This is a genomic window from Phenylobacterium sp. LH3H17 (assembly GCF_024298925.1).
Taxonomy (GTDB): domain Bacteria; phylum Pseudomonadota; class Alphaproteobacteria; order Caulobacterales; family Caulobacteraceae; genus Phenylobacterium.
The window spans coordinates 302237-321002 of the sequence record NZ_CP101283.1 but is presented as its reverse complement, the minus strand read 5'-3'; the positions used below and the strand labels follow the sequence as shown (position 1 = coordinate 321002).

Sequence of the window (18766 nt, the reverse complement as noted above, 5' to 3'; positions counted from 1 at the left end):
CTAGCGACGCGGGGCGGACGGCCCCGCCGCTTGCTGCTTCTGGGGATAGATCACCGCTCGCGGGCGCGCCTTGCCGCCGCGGCCCTTGGAATTCGACTGCATCTGGGCGTCGCCGGTTGCGACATTGACGGTCAACCGCTCGCCGCGCAGCACGTTCTGGCCGTTCACCGCCACCACGTCGCCGGTGATGACGATTCGCTCGCCCGGCACGTCATAGTCGGCCGCGTCGCCGCGCACCTTCTGCTGGGGGGTCACGTAATAGACGTTGCCGATGGCCTCCATGCGGTCCAGCTCGCCGCAGGTGGCGCCCTTGCCGCCGGCCTTGGCGGGCCCCTTCTTGCTGTAGGTCTTCAGCACGTCGGCGCGCAGCCGGGTGCGGTCCTGCAGGGCCTCGGCCGAACCGCTCCAGATCGACAGGCACTGGGTGTTGACCACTTCGAGGGAGTCGGCGGTGATATCGACGGGGGCGTCGGAATCCTGTGAGAGCTGCGCGCTGGCAGGCCCCGCGGCCAGGAGGCCCAGGGCGCAGGCCCCGGCGGCCCAGCGTTTCATCTCAAGCTTGCTCATGCTCATGAAGCCCATGTGGGAAGCCCCGCGCCCCAAACCCAGTCCGTGGAAGTCTACTTCGAATTTATCTGGCCGCGCACGCCGCCCTTGAAGACCAAGCGCTCGCCCTTGTCGTACACGCCATAGGACTTCGCGGTGATTTCGCCAAGCGATCCGACGCCCGATATCTGGCCCTGACCTTCCAGCTCGCCGGTGGCGGTGTTGAAGATCGAGCTGGCGGTGTCGAAATTGGCGTTGGCCCCGTTCATCTTGACGCCGCCGTCCAGGTTCAGCACCCGGCGGTCCTCGCGGTAGACGCCGGATTTGGCGGTGATCCGCGTGGGATTGGGCCCCTCCTCGTCGAGGATCAGGGTCGGCTTCTCCAGAACCACGCGCTGATAGTCGCCCTCGTCGCGCACCGCCACCTTGGCTGTCAGGACGAAGGCGCGGCCCTTGTCGTCGCGGCCGACGAAGCGGGGATTGACCAGCTGGATCGGTTCGTCGTCCCCGGCCGGCGTCGCGCGCCCGCCCATCACCGTGGCCTGGACCACGAAACCGCCCATGGTCAGCAGGATCAGCGCGATCGCGCCCGGCAGCAGAATCCGCAACCGCCGGATCATCCGCGAGCGCCGGCGCCACCGGGCGAAGTCCCGGCGCGGTCCTGGAGAGGCGGAGATGGCGGCGTCGGTCACCTAGGACCTCATGCGTGGGCGAAGATATCGACCTCTTCCCATCCCGCCACGTCCAGCATGGCGCGGTGGGGCAGGAAGTCGAAGCAGGCGCGGGCCAGGTGGTCGCGGCCCTCGCGGACCAGCATGGCGTCCAGCCGCGCGCGCAGGGCGTGCAGATGCAGCACGTCGGAGGCCGCATAGGCGAGCTGGTCGTCGGAAAGCTTGGCCGCCCCCCAATCGGAGCTCTGCTGCGCCTTGGACATGTCGACGCCCAGCAGCTCCCGCGAGACATCCTTCAGCCCATGGCGGTCTGTATAGGTCCGCGCCAGCTTCGACGCGATCTTGGTGCAGTAGACGGGGGCGGTCATCACCCCAAGGTGCAGGTGGAACATGGCGATATCGAAGCGGCCGAAGTGAAAGATCTTCACGATCTTCGGATCGGTCAGCAGCCGCTTCAGATTGGGGGCGTCGTAGTCGGGCCGCGACAGGCGCACCACATGGGCGTCGCCCTTGCCGTCGGAGAGCTGGACCACGCACAGCGGATCGCGGCCCAGCCGCAGGCCCATGGTCTCGGAATCCACCGCCACGGCCTCGGCGTCCATAAGGACGCCCGCCGGCAGATCGCCTTCGTGCAGGAAATTAGCCAAGGGGCCTCACGCTCCGGATCAGTATGTGTCCTCTCATTATAGAGAGGAGGATGGTGCCCAGGAAAGGACTCGAACCTTCACGACCTTACGGCCACTGGCACCTGAAGCCAGCGCGTCTACCAATTCCGCCACCTGGGCCCGATCCGCCGGATCGCGCGAGGCGCGTTCCTTAGGGCGCCGTCTGGGCCGGGTCAACGCCCCTTTGCGACGGGATGACGGCGGTCACCTCGATCTCGACCCGGGCGGCAGGCGGCGCCAGCCCCGAGACCTGGACAAGGCTGGCGGCCGGCAGGGCGGCGCCGAACACCTTGGCGTGGGCGCGCGCGACATGATCCAGGTCGGCGAGGTCGATCACGTAGGTCACGGTGCGCACCACATCGTCCATGTGGGCGCCCACCTCCGACAGGGCCGAGGCGATAATCGCCAGGGCCGAGCGCGCCTGGACATAGGCGCTGGCCTCGAGGTCGGCGGCCCGCGCCGTGGTGCCGGCGACGAAGACCTGGTTCTCGACCCGGACGGCCCGCGAATAGCCGTAGACCGCCTCAAAGGGCTCGCCGGATCCAATCCTGGTGACAGACATGGCATCCTCCTGACGCCGCATCATAACCCCTGAAGCGCCCGCGCGGATCGCTCGCATTGCGGCGGCGCGGCGCATCGTCTATCCGGGCGGCCTAGCAGTCACTGATTTCAGGCAGGCGCCATGCAGGATCTGGTCACCGTCTTCGGCGGATCGGGCTTCGTCGGAAGCCAGGTGGTGCGGGCGCTCGCCCGTCAGGGCCTGCGCGTCCGTGTCGCGGTCCGCCAGCCGCACCTGGCCCACACCATGCGCCTGATGGGCGACGTTGGTCAGATCGAGGTGGTCCAGGCCAATATCCGCGTCGCCGATTCCGTGCGCCGTGCGCTCCAGGGCGCCGTGGCCTGCGTGAACCTGGTGGGCGTGCTCTACGAGACCGGCCGCCAGAAATTCGACGCCATCCATCTGGACGGCGCGCGCAACGTCGCCGCCATCGCCAAGGAGCTCGGCGTCGAGCGCCTGGTCCAGATCTCCGCGCTTGGCGCCGACGAGGGTTCCTCGTCGAAGTACGCCCGCACCAAGGCGGCCGGCGAGGCCGCGGTGCGCGCCGCCTTCCCCGAGGCCGTGCTGGTCCGGCCCTCCGTCGTGTTCGGCGCCGGCGACGACTTCTTCAACAAGTTCGCCGAGATGGCGGTGATCAGCCCGGTCCTGCCGCTGATCGGCGGCGGCGCCACGAGGTTCCAGCCGGTGTTCGTGGGCGATGTCGCCAAGGCCGTGGCCAAGGCGGCCTCCGAGCCCGGTCACCAAGGCAAGACCTACGAGCTGGGCGGCCCGGCGGTTCTCTCGTTCCGCGAGGTCCTGGACCTGATCCTCAGGGAGACCGAGCGCAAGCGCATCCTGCTGCCCCTTCCCTTTCCGATCGCGCGGATGATCGGCGCGCTGTGCTCGCCCCTCGCGTTCTTCACGCCGTGGGCCCCGCCGCTGACCACCGACCAGGTCGAATCCCTGAAGTCCGACAACGTTGTCTCCGGCGCCTATCCGGGTCTGGCTGAACTCGGGATCGAGCCGACGACGGTCGAGGCGATCCTGCCCACCTATCTCTACCGCTTCCGCAAGGGTGGCCAGTTCGCCGACCTGACGGAGTCGGTCGCGGTCTAGCTTCCTGCGAACTGCAGAACGCCGAGCCCGATTACGCCCACGGCGATCCGCCACCAGCCGTAGGGCGTCAGGCCGAAGCGGTTGATGAAGTCCAGCATGGTCCGCACCACGACCAGGCCGGAGATGAAGCTCACCACGAAGCCGACGGCGATGATCCCGAGATTGTCGCCGGTCAGCACGTCCTTGTTCTCCCAGAAATCCAGGGCGAAGGCGCCGACCATGGTCGGGATGGCCATGAAGAACGAGAACTCGGCCGCCGCGCGCCGGTCGATACCCAGCAGCACCCCGCCGACGATGGTGGCCCCGGAACGCGAAACCCCCGGAACGATCGACAGGCACTGGCAGAGGCCGATCCCCAGGGTGCGCTTCCAGGACAGCGCCATGGAGTCCGCCTCCTTGGGCTTCGGCGCCCAGCGGTCGACGGCGATCAGGGCGATCCCGCCCAGGATCAGCATGACGCAGATCAGGCCGGCGCTCTCGAAGAGCACGGTCTTGATGAAGTCGTGCAGGGTCAGGCCCACGATCACCGAAGGGATCACCGCGATCACCACGCTGGCGGCGAACCAGCGGGCCTTGGGGTCGCTGGGCAGCCGCAGGAACACGTCCCACAGCCTTTGGAAATAGAGCACCACGACCGCCAGGATCGCGCCCAGCTGGATCATGACGCTGAAGGTGTCCCAGAAGCCGTCCGGGAGGCCCAGCAGGGTCTTGGTCAGCAGCAGATGCCCCGTGGAGGAGACCGGAATGAACTCCGTCAGGCCTTCGACGAGGCCGAGGATGACGGCGTAGATCCAATCGGCCACGGCAGAACTCCTTACTGGGACAGGGTGGGACAAGGCGGCGAACATGGTAAATATGGCGTTTATCCCAATATTGGACTAAATTGCACGCCCAACCCGAATGGAAGGCTAGCATCGCCAATCCGTCCTGCTAGATAGTCTAATTACTGGATCAACTGGTTTTCCAGCGACCGGTTCTTGTGTAGAAACCTGCCGCGCCCAGGTCGGGCGGGAGGCGCCGCCATGGCCGAACGGATGCTGAAATTCACCACCGTCGAGCGGTCCACGCCGGCTAAGCGCGCGGCGATCGCGCGCACGGGCGACTTCCACGAGATCTATGCCGACTTCATCGACGCCAAGGCGGCCGAGCAGGCCTCGCGCTGCTCGCAATGTGGCATCCCGTTCTGTCAGACCCATTGCCCGCTCCACAACAACATCCCCGACTGGCTGCGGATGACGGCGGAAGGACGGCTGGAAGAGGCCTATCTTCTGTCCCAGGCGACCAATTCCATGCCCGAGATCTGCGGCCGCATCTGCCCGCAGGACCGGCTGTGCGAAGGCTCCTGCACCATCGAACAGTCTGGCCATGGCACCGTCACCATCGGGGCCGTCGAGCGCTACCTGACCGACAAGGCCTGGGAGGAAGGCTGGGTCGCCCCCCTGCGCGCCGGACCGCCGCGCGGCCAGTCGGTCGGCGTGATCGGCGCCGGGCCCGCGGGCCTGGCCGCCGCCGAGCGTCTGCGCGAGGGTGGTTATGATGTCACCATCTATGACCGCCACGACCGGGCCGGCGGCCTGCTGATCTACGGCATCCCCGGCTTCAAGCTGGAGAAGGAGGTCGTGGAGCGCCGCACCCGCCGCCTGGCCGAGGGCGGGATCGGGTTCAGGCTGAACTTCGAGGTCGGCCGCGACGCCACCCTGGAGGAGCTGCGCCGGCGCCACGACTCCATCCTGATCGCCACCGGGGTCTATGCGGCCCGCGATCTGATCGTCCCCGGCGCGGGATCGGCCGGGGTGACCCCGGCCCTCGACTACCTGATCGCCTCGAACCGGACGGGCCTGGGCGACCGTGTGCCCGCCTTCGAGAGCGGCGAACTGAACGCCGAAGGCCGCGACGTGGTCGTGGTCGGCGGCGGCGACACGGCCATGGACTGCGTTCGCACCGCCGTGCGCCAGGGGGCGAGATCCGTCACCTGCCTCTATCGCCGCGACCGGGCCAACATGCCGGGCTCGGCCCGCGAGGTCGCCCACGCGGAGGAAGAGGGCGTGGTGTTCGAATGGCTGGCCGCGCCCCGCGCCGTGCTGGGCGAGGCCGATCGGGCCGAGGGCCTGCGCGCCGCGCGCATGCGCCTGGGGCCACCCGACGCCACTGGTCGCCAGTCGCCGGAAGAGGTCGAGGGCGGCGCTTTCGACCTGCCCGCCGACCTGGTCATCAAGGCGTTGGGCTTCGATCCCGAGGACCTGCCGCGGGCATTCGAGGCGCCCGGCCTGGCGGTCACCCGCTGGGGCACGGTGAAGGCCGACTTCAAGACCATGGAGACCGCCCTGCCGGGCGTCTTCGCCGCCGGCGACATCGTGCGCGGCGCCTCCCTGGTGGTCTGGGCCATCCGCGACGGCCGCGACGCCGCCGACGCCATCCATTCCTACCTTCAGGCCAAGGCCGGCGCCCCGGCGCTGGTCGCGGCGGAGTGACACCCATGAGCGAGATGCAGCGCTATCTGGCCAACCGCGAAAAGCTCATCGAGGGGCACGCCTACAACCCCGCCGACGAGCGCGACGCCTGCGGCGTGGGCCTGGTCTGCGCCCTGGACGGCCAGCCGCGCCGCGAGGTGGTGGAGCTGGCCATCCGGGCGCTGAAGTCCGTCTGGCACCGGGGCGCGGTCGACGCCGACGGCAAGACCGGCGACGGCGCCGGCATCCTGCTGAGCGTTCCGCAGGACTTCTTCGCCGACCAGGTCGCCCGCATCGGCCACACCGTGCGCCCCGGCCCCATCGCCGTGGGCCAGGTCTTCCTGCCCCGCAACGACCTGGGCGCCCAGGAGGCCGCGCGCACCATCGTCGAGGCTGAGGCCCTACGCTTCGGCTTCTACATCTATGGCTGGCGCCAGGTGCCGGTGGACACCTCGGTGATCGGTGAGAAGGCCAACGCCACCCGCCCCGAGATCGAGCAGATCATGCTCTCCCCGCCCGCCGGCCTGTCGGGCGAGCCACTGGAGCGCGCCCTTTTCCTTTGCCGCAAACGGATCGAGAAGCGCGTGGCGGCCGCGGCGATCCGCGACTTCTACCTGTGCTCCTTCTCGGCCCGGCAGTTGATCTACAAGGGCATGTTCCTGGCCCAGCACATCGACGAGTTCTATCCCGACCTGACGGACGAGCGGTTCTCGGCCGCGGTGGCGATCTTTCACCAGCGCTACTCCACCAACACCTTCCCCGAGTGGCGGCTGGCCCAGCCGTTCCGGATGCTGGCCCACAACGGCGAGATCAACACCGTCAAGGGCAACATCAACTGGATGAAGTCCCACGAGATCCGCATGGCCGCCGACGCCTTCGGCGAGCTGGGAGACGACGTGAAGCCGGTGATCCAGCCAGGCGGATCGGACTCAGCGGCCCTGGACAACACCTTCGAGGTGCTGGTGCGGGCCGGGCGCGACGCGCCCATGGCCAAGGCCCTGCTGATCCCCGAGGCGTGGAACGCCCGCTCCGACGAGCAGATCAGCCCGGCCCACAAGGCGCTCTACGCCTATTGCAACGCCGTGATGGAGCCCTGGGACGGGCCGGCCGCCATCTGCGCGAGCGACGGGCGTTGGGTGGTGGCCGGCAAGGACCGCAACGGGCTTCGGCCCCTGCGGGTGGCCTATACCGACGACGGCCTGCTGATCATGGGCTCGGAAGCCGGCATGTGCCGGGTCGACGAGGCCCGCATCGTCAGGAAGACCCACATCGCGCCGGGCCGGATGATCGCCGTCGACCTGGCCGAGGGACGGCTCTACGCCGAGGACGAGATCATCGACCACCTGGCCGACCGCCACCCCTACGACCAGTGGCTGGGCAACATGGTCGACCTGGAGGCCAGGATCGGCGCCGGGCCCGAGCCCCGGGCCTATGGCCGCGAGGAGCTGGTCCGCCGCCAGGCCGCCGCCGGCATGAGCCTTGAGGACCTCGAGCTGATCCTCGCCCCCATGGTGGAGGACGCCAAGGAGGCCGTCGGCTCCATGGGTGACGACGCGCCGCTTGCGGTGCTGTCCGACCAGTACCGGCCGCTCAGCCACTTCTTCCGGCAGAATTTCAGCCAGGTGACCAACCCGCCGATCGATTCCCTGCGGGAAACTTCGGTGATGAGCCTGAAGACCCGGTTCAAGAACCTCGGCAACATCCTGGCCCAGGACGAGGCCCAGACCGACGTCTTCGTGCTGGAGAGCCCGGTGCTCACCACCGGAATGTACCAGCGCATCCTCGGCTTCATCGGCGAGAAGAACGTCGCGATTATCGACTGCAGCATGCCGATCCCGCCGGCCGAGTGCCGGCCGGGCGACGCCCTGCGGGCCAATCTCGACCGCATTCGCGCCGAGGCGGAGGACGCGGCCCTGCGCGGCTGCGCCACCATCGTGCTCACCGACGAGGCCTGCGGACCCGACCGCGTCGCCCTGCCGATGATCCTGGCGACCGGCGGGGTGCACACCTGGCTGGTGGCCAAGGGGCTGCGCTCCTACGTCTCGATCATCGTCCGCTCGGCCGAGTGCCTGGACACCCATTATTTCGCGGTGCTGGTGGGCTGCGGCGCCACGGCGGTGAACGCCTATCTGGCCCAGGAGAGCTTCCAGGACCGCCTGGAGCGCGGCCTGACCGGCGAGCTGACGCTCCGCGAGCTCTGCCTCAACTTCAAGCACGCCATCGAGGGCGGGCTCCTGAAGATCATCGCCAAGATGGGGATCGCGGTGATCTCCTCCTATCGCGGCGGTCTGAACTTCGAGGCCGTGGGCCTGTCCCGCGCCCTGGTGGCCGAGTTCTTCCCGGGCATGCCCTCGCGCATCTCCGGCATCGGCCTGGCTGGCCTGGAGGCCAAGGCGGCGGACCTGCACCGCAAGGCCTGGGACCCGGCGGCGGTCAGCCTGCCGGTCGGTGGCTTCTACAAGGCGCGCCGCGCCGGCGAGAGCCACGCCTTCGAGGCCCGCATGATCCACACCCTGCAGGCTGCCTGCGACACCGGCGACTACGGGACCTACAAGCGCTTCTCGGACGGCATGCGGCGCATGCCCCAGATCCAGCTCCGCGACCTGCTGGACCTGCGCTCCAGCGAGCGGCCCGTCAGCCTGGACGAGGTCGAGAGCGTCAACGAGATCAGGAAGCGCTTCCTGACGCCCGGCATGAGCATGGGCGCGCTCAGCCCCGAGGCCCACGGGGTGCTGAACATCGCCATGAACCGCATCGGGGCCAAGAGCGTCTCCGGCGAGGGCGGCGAGGACAGCTCGCGCTACAAGCCCCTGCCCAATGGCGACAACCCCAACTCGGCGGTGAAGCAGATCGCCTCGGGCCGGTTCGGCGTCACCGCCGAATACCTGAACCAATGCCGCGAGATCGAGATCAAGGTCAGCCAGGGCGCCAAGCCCGGCGAAGGCGGCCAGCTGCCCGGCTTCAAGGTCACCGAGCTGATCGCCCGACTGCGCCACGCAACGCCGGGGGTGATGCTGATCAGCCCGCCGCCGCACCACGACATCTATTCCATCGAGGACCTGGCCCAGCTCATCTACGACCTGAAGCAGATCAATCCCGACGCCCGGGTCTGCGTGAAGCTGGTGGCCATGACCGGCATCGGGGCCATCGCCGCCGGGGTCGCCAAGGCCAAGGCCGACGTGATCCTGATCTCCGGCAATGTCGGCGGCACCGGCGCCTCGCCCCAGACCTCGATCAAGTATGCCGGCGGACCGTGGGAGATGGGACTGTCCGAGGCCAACCAGGTCCTGACCCTCAACAACCTGCGCCACTCCGTGCGCTTGCGGGCCGACGGCGGCATGCGCACCGGCCGCGACGTGGTGATCGCCGCCATGCTGGGCGCGGAGGAGTACGGCATCGGCACGGCCAGCCTGATCGCCATGGGCTGCATCATGGTGCGCCAGTGTCATTCCAACACCTGCCCGGTGGGGGTCTGCACCCAGGACGAGGCCCTGCGCGCCAAGTTCTCCGGCAGCCCGGAAAAGGTCATCAACCTCTTCACCTTCATCGCCGAGGAGGTGCGCGAGATCCTGGCGTCGCTCGGCTTCCGGTCTCTCATTGAGATCGTCGGCCGCACGGACCTGTTGCAGCAGGTCAGCCGCGGCGGCGAGCACCTGGACGACCTGGACCTCAACCCTCTGCTGGTCCGGGCCGACCCCGGCCAGAACAAGCCCTACTGCGTCGTCGAGGGCCGCACCGAGGTGCCCGACACCCTGGACGCGCAGATCGTCCGCGACGCCGCCCCGCTGCTGGAACGCGGCGAGAAGATGCAGCTCACCTACACGGTGCGGAATACGGCCCGCGCCATCGGGGCGCGGACCTCGTCGCACATCGTTCGCAAGTTCGGCATGGACGGGTTGGCGCCCGGCCACCTCACCGTCCAGCTCAAGGGCTCGGCCGGCCAGAGCCTGGGGGCCTTCGCCGTCCAGGGCCTGCGCATCGAACTGACCGGCGAGGCCAACGACTATGTGGGCAAGGGTCTGTCAGGCGCGACGATCATCATCCGGCCCTCGCCGCACCTGGCGGCGCCCGAGGCTAACGCCATCCTCGGCAACACGGTGCTGTATGGCGCGACGGCGGGACGCCTGTTCGCCGCGGGCCTAGCCGGCGAGCGGTTCGGCGTCCGCAATTCCGGTGCGGTCACGGTGGTCGAGGGCTGCGGCGCCAATGGGCTGGAATACATGACCGGCGGCCGGGCGGTGATCCTGGGGCCGGTGGGCTTCAACTTCGCCGCCGGGATGACCGGTGGCATGGCCTATGTGCTCGACCTGCACGACCGTTTCGAGACCATGCTCAATACCGACAGCGTGGTGATCCAGCGGATCGGCACCCACGCCTGGGAGCATGACCTCAAGGCCCTGGTGGAGGAACACGCCCGCGAGACGGGGTCAGCCTTCGCCGCCGGCATCCTGCGCGACTGGGACCGCTATCTCGGCAAGTTCTGGCAGGTGGTCCCCAAGGAAATGGTCCACCGCCTCGACCTGCCCCTGGCCGAGGAAGAGGCCGTGCATCACCGGGCTTAGCAGCTCTTCTCCTCTCCCCATTCATGGGGAGAGGGTGGGGTGAGGGGGCGCGACGCGAAGCGGCGCAATCCGGTGGTTCAATCGGGCAGGTTCGGCAAGTCCGGCATGTTTGGCGACTCGCCGCCGCACGCTTCCAGGATCGCATCACAAACGCCTTCGCGGCCTTCGAACACAGCGTGATTCCAGAAGCGCAAAATCGTGAACCCCTGAGTCTGCAGGAACGCCGTGCGGCGCTCGTCGTACGCGACAGCATCTGCATGCTGAGCGCCATCGAGCTCAATGACGAGCCGGTTCTCAAGGCAGAGGAAGTCGACGATGTAAGCGCCAACCGGAACCTGGCGGCGCCACTTCCAACCGCCCAGTCGGCGATTTCGCAGGACCTCCCACAGGCGAGCTTCCGCTCGTGTGTCGTTGGCGCGAAGCGCCCGCGCTCGATCTGTGGGCACGTTGCGCGGCACGGAGGCCCCCCTCACCCTACCCTCTCCCCCCTGGTAGCGGGGGGAGAGGAGGTGTCAACATTCCGAGCGGTGGGCGACTATCCCCCCTCCACATCCACCCCCACGTAGCGCGCCCTTGGCCGGATGAGCTGGTCGGTCTGGCCTTGCTCGATGGCGTGGGCGATCCAGCCGGCGCAGCGGGCGACGGCGAAGAGGGCGAAGGGCGCGTCCCTGGGCAGCTTCAGGGTCTGCGCCAGGGAGACCAGGGCGAAGTCCACATTGGGGGCCAGGCCGGTGACCGCCGTGACCGCGCCCTGCAGGGCCTGCATGTCCGGCGTCGGCGTGAACCGCTCCAGCAGAGCCTCGGCGCGCGGGTCGCTCTGCGGATAGAGGTTGTGGCCGAAGCCGGGGATCAGCCGGTCCTCGGCCAGCAGAGCCGCGATGGCGGCGCGGGGACTGGTGGCCGCGGCCTGGGCGGCGAAGCTCTGACAGGCCGCCGCCGCCCCGCCGTGCCGGGGCCCCGACAGCGCCGCCAGCCCCGCCAGCGCGCTGGCCGCCAGGGAGGCGCCCGTGGAGGCCGCCACCCGAGCGGCGAAGGTCGAGGCGTTGAGCTCGTGATCGGCCAGCAGCACCAGGGCGCGGCGGATCAGGTCGGCCCCCGTCCCGCCCGGTCCCAGGCCCCAGGCCAGGGCCAGCCGGTTGGCGATCGCTCCTCCGCCCACCTGTCCCGCCACGGCGTCGGTCAGCACGTCCAGCAGGGTCGCGGCCTCCACGGCGAGCGCCATGGGATTGCGCCCCCGCGCCGGTGGGTCGACCCCGGCCCGGGCGGCCAGGGCCGCGAAAGCCCGCGAGCGCATGTCAGGCCCCTCCGGCGGGCTGGGCCGGTCGGTTCGTTTCAGCGCCACCCCATGTCCGCCGCGCAGCAACCGGGCCACGGCCTCCAGGGTCTCGGTGTCCGACAGGGTCACGGCGTCGCGGCCTCGGTAGTAGAGCCGTCCGCCCGAAATGGTGGTGATCGCCGAGGCCAGGACCGGCTCGCCCCAGGCGATGGCGCCGGCGGCCACCTCGGCCACCTTGCGGCTCCGGGTCTTGCGATCGGTGAGCGCGGCGATGTCGGCCGCCCGATAGAGGCTGCGGCGGGGATCGCGGGGATCGACCCTGACCTGGACCCGGCCGCGACTGACATAGGCGTAGAGGGTCTGGGGCCGGACGCCCAGGCGCTCGCGGGCCTCGTCGGCGGCAATCCAGTCGGTCTTGGCGGCGTGGCTGGTCATATATTGATTATATTGATCAAGATTGACGCACTCAGCTTGGCGGCAAATATCGCTTCAAGCAAGAGGAGATGCGCCATGTCCGATGGCCTTGAGAACGTCGTCGCCGCCGAGACCGTGATGTCCGAAGTCGATGGCCAGCGCGGCGTGCTGATCATTCGTGGCCGGTCGCTGGACGACCTGGCCGGCCGCACCCGGTTCGAGGAGGTGGCTCGACTGCTGTTCGACGGCTTCTTCAACGACCTTCCCGACGATCTGACCGCGGCCCTTGGCGCGGCCCGAGCCGAGGTGTTCGGCGAGGTGGCGGCCCTGGACACCGGCCTGATGGACCGCAGCCCCATCGAGGCCATGCGGGCGCTCACCGCCCGTCTGGCCGACGGCGACGACCTGGCCACGGCCTTGCGCCTGACAGCCGCGCCGGCGGTGTTCACCGCCGCGGTGGTCCGCGCCCAGGCCGGCGAGGCGCCCATCGCCCCCGATCCGGGCCTGACTCACGCCGCCGACATCCTGCGCATGACCCGGGGCGGCACGCCCACCAAGGCCGAGACCGAGGCGCTGGACACCTATCTGGTCACGGTCAGCGACCACGGACTGAACGCCTCGACCTTCGCAGCCCGGGTGATCGCCTCGACGCGGGCGGGCCTGACCTCGGCCGTGGTCGGCGGGATCAGCGCGCTCAAGGGCCCGCTGCATGGCGGCGCGCCGGGCCCGGTCATCGACATGCTGAACGAGATCGGCCGGCCGGAGAACGCCCGCCAATGGATCGAGCAGGCCCTGGCCCGCGGCGACCGGCTGATGGGCTTCGGTCATCGGGTGTACCGGGTGCGCGACCCGCGCGCCGACGCGCTCAAGGCCGCCGTTCGGAAGCTGCGCGAGGGCTCCAACAGCCAGCCGGCGCGGGTGGAGTTCGCTGAGGCCGTGGAGGCCGCGGCGCTCGCCATCCTCAAGGAGCACAAGCCCGACCGGGCGCTGGACACCAATGTGGAGTTCTACACCGCCCTGCTGCTGGAGGCCCTGGCCTTCCCGCCCAGCGCCTTCACCTGCGTCTTCGCCATGGGCCGGGTCGCCGGCTGGATCGCCCACGCCCGCGAACAGGTCGCCGGCGGCCGCCTGATCCGCCCGCAGTCGCGCTATGTGGGACCGGCGCCGCTTAAGGCGGCGTAGAGCCCTCCGGCGCGGCGCGCGGGGGGAGGATCTGGAGTTCGCGCAGCCCCCCAAGATGCTCCCCCTCTGGGGGAGCTGGCGGCGAAGCCGACTGAGGGGGACTTCGGCCTGCGTCCGGCGCCGCGGAGACTCCCGGTTGAGAGTCATTCTCGGTGGGATCGGCTGAAGGCTCGCATTAGACAGGCGGGATGAACCCCGCCCAAGGCCTCACCACCGCCGAGACCGCCCGGCTGACCCGAGGGGTCACTCTGCTGTCGATCGGCGTCGCCCTGGTGCTGGTGTCGATCAAGGCGGTGGCCTGGCGGGCGAGCGGCTCGGTCTCCCTGTTGGCTTCCATGGCTGATTCCGGCCTCGACCTGCTGGCCTCCATGGTGACCTTCTTCGCCGTGCGGTACGCGGCCGCGCCGCCCGACGCCGAGCATCGCTTTGGCCACGGCAAGGCCGAGGCCTTCGCCAGCCTGGTGCAGGCGGGCCTGGTCTTCGCCTCGGCCGCCCTGATCGGCCAGGAAGCCATCCGCCACATGCTCGAACCTCACGAGTTGCGGGAGGAAGGGCTGGCGGTCGGCGTGATGGTGATCTCCACCATCCTGACGGCCGCCCTGATCGCCGCCCAAAGCTGGGTCCTGCGGCGCACCGCCTCCGTGGCGATCGCCGGCGACCGGGCCCACTACGCCACCGACCTGGCCTCCAACGCCGTGGCCTTGCTGGGCATCGGTGCGTCGGTCTGGCTGGGGCTCAACAATCTCGACGCCGCCGCCGCCCTGGTGGTCACCGCCCTCCTGCTCTGGGGGGCGGTCAGCGTGTTCCGCGAGGCCTCCAACCAGCTCCTCGACCACGAACTCCCTCAGGAGGACCGCGACCATATCGTGCGGCTCGTCACCTCCGACCCCAGGCTGACAGACGTTCACCAGCTCCGCACACGCGCGTCGGGCCCCTATATCCATATGCAGATGCACGTGGACCTCGACCCCAACCTGTCCCTCGAGGACGCGCACGCCGTGCTCGTCGCCGCCGAGAAGCGCGTGCTGGAAGTCTTCCCCCGCGCGGACATCCTGATGCATCCCGACCCGCGCGGCTCGGCCGAGCCGCACGGCGGCGCGTTCGCGGAAATGGGTCTCGGTAAACGCGGCCTTAACGCGGACGAGCGATAGTCCGCCACTGATGAGCGCAGAACGCACCCTTCACCACTTCCCGCTGGACCCGGCCTCGCGCCAGGTGCGTCTGGCGCTGGGCGAGAAGCGGTTGCCCTTCGCCGAGGAGCCGGCGAAGTACTGGGAACGGCCGTCCGAGCTGATCGCCATGAACGCCTCGGGCCTGACCCCGGTGCTCGTCATCGGGACGGGCCGCGACCGGCTGGTGCTGTGCGAGAGCCGCGCCATCCTCGACCATCTGGAAGAGGCCCATCCCGAGCCGCCACTGCTCGGCCGCGAGCCTGCCGAGCGGGCCGAGGCGCGACGCCTGCTGCAATGGTTCGACCGCAAGTTCGACTATGAGGTCGGCGGCTTCCTGCTGCACGAGAAGATGGAGAAGCGGCTGCTGGGCCTGGGCTCGCCCGACCTGGCCGCCCTGCGTCAGGGTCGCGACGCCCTGCGCCAGCACCTGGTCTATGTGGAGGGCCTGCTCGCCTCCCGCGACTGGCTGGCCGGCAAGCGCCTCTCCCTGGCCGACTTCGCCGCAGCCGCGCACCTGTCGGTGATCGACTATTTCGGCGACGTGCCCTGGCGCGACTTCCCCGCGACCAAGACCTGGTACATGAAGCTGAAGTCGAGGCCGGCCTTCCGGCCCCTGCTGACCGATCGTTGGCCCGGCCTCGCGCCGGCGCCGCATTATGACGATCTCGACTTCTGATCCACGCAAAGAGCTGATCGCCGCCAAGGCCGCCGAGCTGGGTTTCGACGCCTGCCGGTTCGCCGACGTCACGCAGGCCTGGCCGGCCGGCGAGCGGCTGATGGAATTCCTGGCCCAGGGGCGCCACGGCGAGATGGGCTGGCTGCAGGAAACGGCCGAGCGCCGCGGCCATCCGCGCGCCATGTGGGCCGGCGCCCGCACCGCGATCATGCTGGGGACCAACTATGGCCCGGACGCCGACCCCCTGGCGGCGCTGGCGCGCAGGGACCGCGGGACGATCAGCGTCTATGCCCAGGGCGACGACTATCACGAGCTGATCAAGGGCCGGCTGAAACAGCTCGCCGGCTGGGTGGTCGCCAGGTTCGGCGGCGAGCTGAAGGTGTTCGTCGACAGCGCGCCGCTGATGGAGAAGCCCCTGGCGGAGCAGGCAGGCCTCGGCTGGCAGGGCAAGCACACCAACCTGGTCAGCCGCGAGTTCGGCTCCTGGCTGTTCCTGGGCTCGATCCTCACCGAACTGCAGTTGGCCCCCGACGGCCCGAGCGGCGGGTCCTGCGGCCAGTGCCAGGCCTGCCTGGACATCTGTCCGACCAAGGCCTTCCCCGCGCCCTACCAGCTCGATGCGCGGCGCTGCATCTCCTACCTGACCATCGAGCTGAAGGGACCGATCCCGCGCGAGTTCCGCGAGGCGCTCGGCAACCGGATCTATGGCTGCGACGACTGTCTGGCCGTCTGTCCCTGGAACAAGTTCGCCGCCGTGGCCCGCGAGCAGCGGCTGCACGCCCGCGACGCCTTGCGCGCGCCGACCCTGGAGGATCTCGCCGCCCTGGACGACGCCGTGTTTCGCGCCCTGTTCGCCAAGAGCCCGGTCAAGCGCATCGGCCGCGACCGCTTCGTACGCAACGTACTCTACGCCATCGGCAATTCGGGCGAGGCTCGGCTGGCGGCGGCGGCTGAGCGGTTGCTGGGCGATCCCTCGCCCCTCGTGCGGGGCGCCGCGGTCTGGGCCCTGTCGCGCCTGCTGGATGCGGGAGCATTCGGGGCGCTGCGGGACCGCTCCACCGAACTCGACCTCGATGTACGGGCCGAATGGAACGCGAACCCGCTCACCCCGGCGGTCTAGGCCTGCCAGTCGGGGACAGCCTCGCTCGCCTGCGCCGCCTTGGCGCCTTTGAAGCCGTCGCGCTCCTGCAGCCGGGCCCAATAGGCGGCCACCGCGGGGCTGAACCGCTCGTGCAGCCCCAGGGTCTGCGCTAGGAGCAGGGCGTAGCCCACCGAGATGTCCGCCGCCGTGAACCGGCCGGCGCAGAGGTGCTCGGCGGTTTGCAGGGCCGTGTCCACCGCCCGCAGCCGGGCCATGAACCAGCGGCTGTAGTCCTCGGCCACCTGCGGATTGCGCCGCTCCCTGGGCTCCAGCCGCGTGTAGCGAAGTACGAGGGTTTGCGGGAAGGTCAGGGTCGCCTCGCCCAGATAGAGCCAGTTCAGCCAGGCGCCATAGGCTGGGTCGTCGGGGCTCACCAGCAGCGGGCCGCCGTGCTTGACCGCCAGGTACTGGACGATGGCGGAGGACTCGGTCATCCGCGTGGCCCCGTCGACCAGCAGCGGGATGGTGCCCAACGGGTTCTCGGCCAGATAGTCCGGCGCGCGGACCCTGGGCGGGAAGGGCAGCAGCTTCAGCTCATAGGGCACGCCCAGCTCCTCCAGGGCCCAGAGGACGCGGAAGGAGCGGGCGTCGGCGCAGTGGTAGAGGGTCGGCATCAGTCGGCGTAGACCGCGGCGCGCTTCTGCATGTTGGACATCACCGCCTCGACCTGGTTGGGCGAACCGATGAGAGCGGTCTGTTCCTGGCTCTCGGCCAGCAGGATGGCGTGCTGGTCGGCGTCCGGCGCCATGTCCAGCAGCCGCTTGGCGGCGCGGATGGCGTGGGGGTTCTTGGCCGCGATGTCCGCCGCCAGGGCCAGGGCCTCGGCGTAGGGATCGGCGCAGACGCGGGTGGCGAAGCCCATTCGCAGGGCCTCCTCGCCGTTGAACTGGCGGCCGGTATAGGTCAGCTCCCGGGCCACGTCGTCGCGCACCAGGCGCTTCATCAGCACCAGGCCGGCCATGTCGGGCACCAGGCCCCACTTGATCTCCATGACCGACATGCGGGTGTCGGCGGTGACGAAGCGGATGTCGGCGCCGAGCGCCAGCTGGAACCCGCCGCCGAAAGCCACCCCGTGGATCGCGGCGATCACCGGCACGGTCTGTTCGCGCCAGACCATCACCGCGTGCTGGGCGCGGTTGGATCCGCCGGGGGTGCGCTTGGTCGTGACCAGGGTCTCGCCGGTGGACGACTGGCCGCCCGATCGCTCGCCGGAGGCCATCTTGCCGAAATTGCCCATGTCGAGCCCGGCGCAGAACGCCCGGCCCTCGCCCGAGAGCACGATGGCCCGGACGCCGGGCCGGGTCTTCAGCGCCTCGCCGGTCTCGATCAGGGCTGAGAACATGGCGTCGTCGAGGGCGTTCATCTTGTCGGTGCGGACCAGGCGGACATCGGCCACGCCGTCCTTCAGCTCCACCTTGATGCGGTCTTCCATGGGGCGCTCCTTCAGGCCTTGCCGACGCGATAGCCGGCGCGGGGAAAATGGATGTGGGTCTTGCCCAGTTCGGGCGTCTCGCGGGCGATGACCACCCGCTCGGGGGTGGCGGCGACGAGGGTTCCGGCGACGGGGTCGCGGCCGTAGTCGTCCGCCTCCACGGTCACCGCCGCGCCCACCGCCAGGGCCTGCGGATCGGCGTGGTCGTGGATCGGCGGCGCGGCCGGCTCGGCGTCGTGGGCGACCTGCAGAGCCTGCGCCCCGGTGATCTCGCGGCGGGTCCCGTGGCCGATGGCGGCGACCCGGTCGCGCCAGGCCTGGGTCCGCGGCATGCCGCTCAGCAGCCCATAGGCGACGGCGGGCAGGCTGCGGGCCAGGAACCACAGGTTCATATAGGCGGCGATGTCGGAAAGCCCGGGCGCATCGCCGTCGAGCCAGTCGCCGCGCGCCAGGCCCGCCTCGATCCAGGCCGCCTGGGCGCGCCATTGGGGCCGCATGACGCCGGCCGCGGCCTTCATCGCGGCGACGTCGAACGGCCGGCCGGACAGCTTCTCGCGGTCCAGGATGAACTCGCGCGAGGTGGCGTCGCCCAGCTCCCCGAAGATGATCGGCACGGTGACACCGAAGAACAGGCGGTCGGCCCAGAAGTTGACCGCCCAGCCGGCGCCGAAGACGCTGGGCGGGCTGGGGGCGCGGGCCTCGATCTCGGCCAGGATGACCTGGGTGTCGCAATAGATGTCGGCGCCGATCTGCATCACCGGGATGCGGCGATAGCCGCCGGTCAGGGGGACCAGGTCGGGCTTGGGCATGATCACCGGCGCCTGCACGGAATCCCAGGCCAGCCCCTTCAGGCCGAACATCAGCCGCACCTTCTCGGAGAAGGGCGAGGTGTCGTAGTGGTGCAGAATCAGCCCGGCCATCGTCG

Annotated in this window: 17 protein-coding genes and 1 tRNA gene; 7 read left to right on the top strand and 11 right to left on the bottom strand. The window is 69.7% G+C overall.

The window, feature by feature from the left end:
- The 5 genes from M9M90_RS01580 to M9M90_RS01560 all read right to left on the bottom strand — a co-directional run bounded on the left by M9M90_RS01580 (window position 1) and on the right by M9M90_RS01560 (window position 2444).
- Window positions 1-552 (bottom strand): LptA/OstA family protein, encoded by a 552-nt coding sequence (locus M9M90_RS01580; RefSeq protein ID WP_254835414.1) that lies wholly within the window; start codon window positions 550-552, stop codon window positions 1-3.
- Between the two features lie 68 nt (window positions 553-620).
- A complete protein-coding gene (gene lptC / locus M9M90_RS01575; RefSeq protein WP_254835413.1) occupies window positions 621-1238 on the bottom strand; it encodes an LPS export ABC transporter periplasmic protein LptC in 618 nt (205 codons plus the stop codon).
- A gap of 8 nt (window positions 1239-1246) precedes the next feature.
- Window positions 1247-1864 carry a ribonuclease D gene (locus M9M90_RS01570; protein WP_254835412.1) on the bottom strand — a complete coding sequence of 206 codons (618 nt, stop codon included), beginning with the start codon at window positions 1862-1864 and terminating at the stop codon, window positions 1247-1249.
- 51 nt (window positions 1865-1915) lie between these two features.
- Window positions 1916-2002: transfer RNA gene (locus M9M90_RS01565), tRNA-Leu, on the bottom strand.
- A gap of 31 nt (window positions 2003-2033) precedes the next feature.
- Window positions 2034-2444 carry a Rid family hydrolase gene (locus M9M90_RS01560; RefSeq protein WP_254835411.1) on the bottom strand — a complete coding sequence of 137 codons (411 nt, stop codon included), beginning with the start codon at window positions 2442-2444 and terminating at the stop codon, window positions 2034-2036.
- A 120-nt stretch (window positions 2445-2564) separates the two neighbouring features.
- Between M9M90_RS01560 and M9M90_RS01555 the strand changes: the two genes are divergently transcribed.
- A complete protein-coding gene (locus M9M90_RS01555; protein ID WP_254835410.1) occupies window positions 2565-3536 on the top strand; it encodes a complex I NDUFA9 subunit family protein in 972 nt (323 codons plus the stop codon).
- On the opposite strand, the gene M9M90_RS01550 is transcribed toward M9M90_RS01555, so the two are convergent.
- Complete coding sequence (locus M9M90_RS01550) at window positions 3533-4339, bottom strand: undecaprenyl-diphosphate phosphatase (RefSeq protein WP_254835409.1); 807 nt, start codon at window positions 4337-4339, stop codon at window positions 3533-3535. The genes M9M90_RS01555 and M9M90_RS01550 overlap by 4 nt on opposite strands.
- A 219-nt stretch (window positions 4340-4558) precedes the next feature.
- Here M9M90_RS01550 and M9M90_RS01545 point away from each other — a divergent pair, with 219 nt between their 5' ends.
- Window positions 4559-6007, top strand: a complete 1449-nt coding sequence (locus tag M9M90_RS01545; RefSeq protein ID WP_254835408.1) for an NAD(P)-dependent oxidoreductase — start codon at window positions 4559-4561, stop codon at window positions 6005-6007.
- A gap of 5 nt (window positions 6008-6012) precedes the next feature.
- Window positions 6013-10548 carry a glutamate synthase large subunit gene (gltB, locus tag M9M90_RS01540; protein WP_254835407.1) on the top strand — a complete coding sequence of 1512 codons (4536 nt, stop codon included), beginning with the start codon at window positions 6013-6015 and terminating at the stop codon, window positions 10546-10548.
- 77 nt (window positions 10549-10625) lie between these two features.
- On the opposite strand, the gene M9M90_RS01535 is transcribed toward gltB, so the two are convergent.
- Both M9M90_RS01535 and M9M90_RS01530 read right to left on the bottom strand, forming a co-directional pair.
- Window positions 10626-11006, bottom strand: coding sequence for an endonuclease domain-containing protein (locus M9M90_RS01535; protein ID WP_254835406.1), 381 nt, complete (start codon window positions 11004-11006; stop codon window positions 10626-10628).
- 77 nt (window positions 11007-11083) lie between these two features.
- On the bottom strand, window positions 11084-12259 hold the full coding sequence (locus M9M90_RS01530; protein ID WP_254835405.1) for a citrate synthase: 1176 nt from the start codon (window positions 12257-12259) through the stop codon (window positions 11084-11086).
- A gap of 75 nt (window positions 12260-12334) precedes the next feature.
- On the opposite strand from M9M90_RS01530, the gene M9M90_RS01525 reads away from it, so the two are divergent.
- From M9M90_RS01525 to queG, 4 genes are all read left to right on the top strand, one after another.
- Window positions 12335-13420: a citrate synthase/methylcitrate synthase gene (locus M9M90_RS01525; RefSeq protein ID WP_254835404.1), complete on the top strand. Its 1086-nt coding sequence runs from the start codon at window positions 12335-12337 to the stop codon at window positions 13418-13420.
- A 188-nt stretch (window positions 13421-13608) separates the two neighbouring features.
- Window positions 13609-14571 (top strand): cation diffusion facilitator family transporter, encoded by a 963-nt coding sequence (locus M9M90_RS01520; RefSeq protein ID WP_254835403.1) that lies wholly within the window; start codon window positions 13609-13611, stop codon window positions 14569-14571.
- Between the two features lie 10 nt (window positions 14572-14581).
- The gene (locus M9M90_RS01515) at window positions 14582-15268 is read left to right on the top strand and encodes a glutathione S-transferase family protein (RefSeq protein WP_254835402.1); all 687 of its coding nucleotides are present in this window, start codon (window positions 14582-14584) and stop codon (window positions 15266-15268) included.
- Complete coding sequence (gene queG, locus M9M90_RS01510; RefSeq protein ID WP_254835401.1) at window positions 15249-16388, top strand: tRNA epoxyqueuosine(34) reductase QueG; 1140 nt, start codon at window positions 15249-15251, stop codon at window positions 16386-16388. Before M9M90_RS01515 ends, queG begins: the two co-directional genes overlap by 20 nt.
- On the opposite strand, the gene M9M90_RS01505 is transcribed toward queG, so the two are convergent.
- Genes M9M90_RS01505 through M9M90_RS01495 form a run of 3 tightly spaced genes read right to left on the bottom strand, consistent with a single transcriptional unit; the run spans window position 16385 to window position 18761 of the window.
- Window positions 16385-17023, bottom strand: coding sequence for a glutathione S-transferase family protein (locus M9M90_RS01505; protein ID WP_254835400.1), 639 nt, complete (start codon window positions 17021-17023; stop codon window positions 16385-16387). The genes queG and M9M90_RS01505 overlap by 4 nt on opposite strands.
- Window positions 17023-17841 carry a crotonase/enoyl-CoA hydratase family protein gene (locus tag M9M90_RS01500; protein ID WP_254835399.1) on the bottom strand — a complete coding sequence of 273 codons (819 nt, stop codon included), beginning with the start codon at window positions 17839-17841 and terminating at the stop codon, window positions 17023-17025. Before M9M90_RS01500 ends, M9M90_RS01505 begins: the two co-directional genes overlap by 1 nt.
- Window positions 17842-17852: 11 nt before the next feature.
- Window positions 17853-18761, bottom strand: coding sequence for a glutathione S-transferase family protein (locus M9M90_RS01495; RefSeq protein WP_254835398.1), 909 nt, complete (start codon window positions 18759-18761; stop codon window positions 17853-17855).
- Between the last annotated feature and the right edge of the window lie 5 nt (window positions 18762-18766).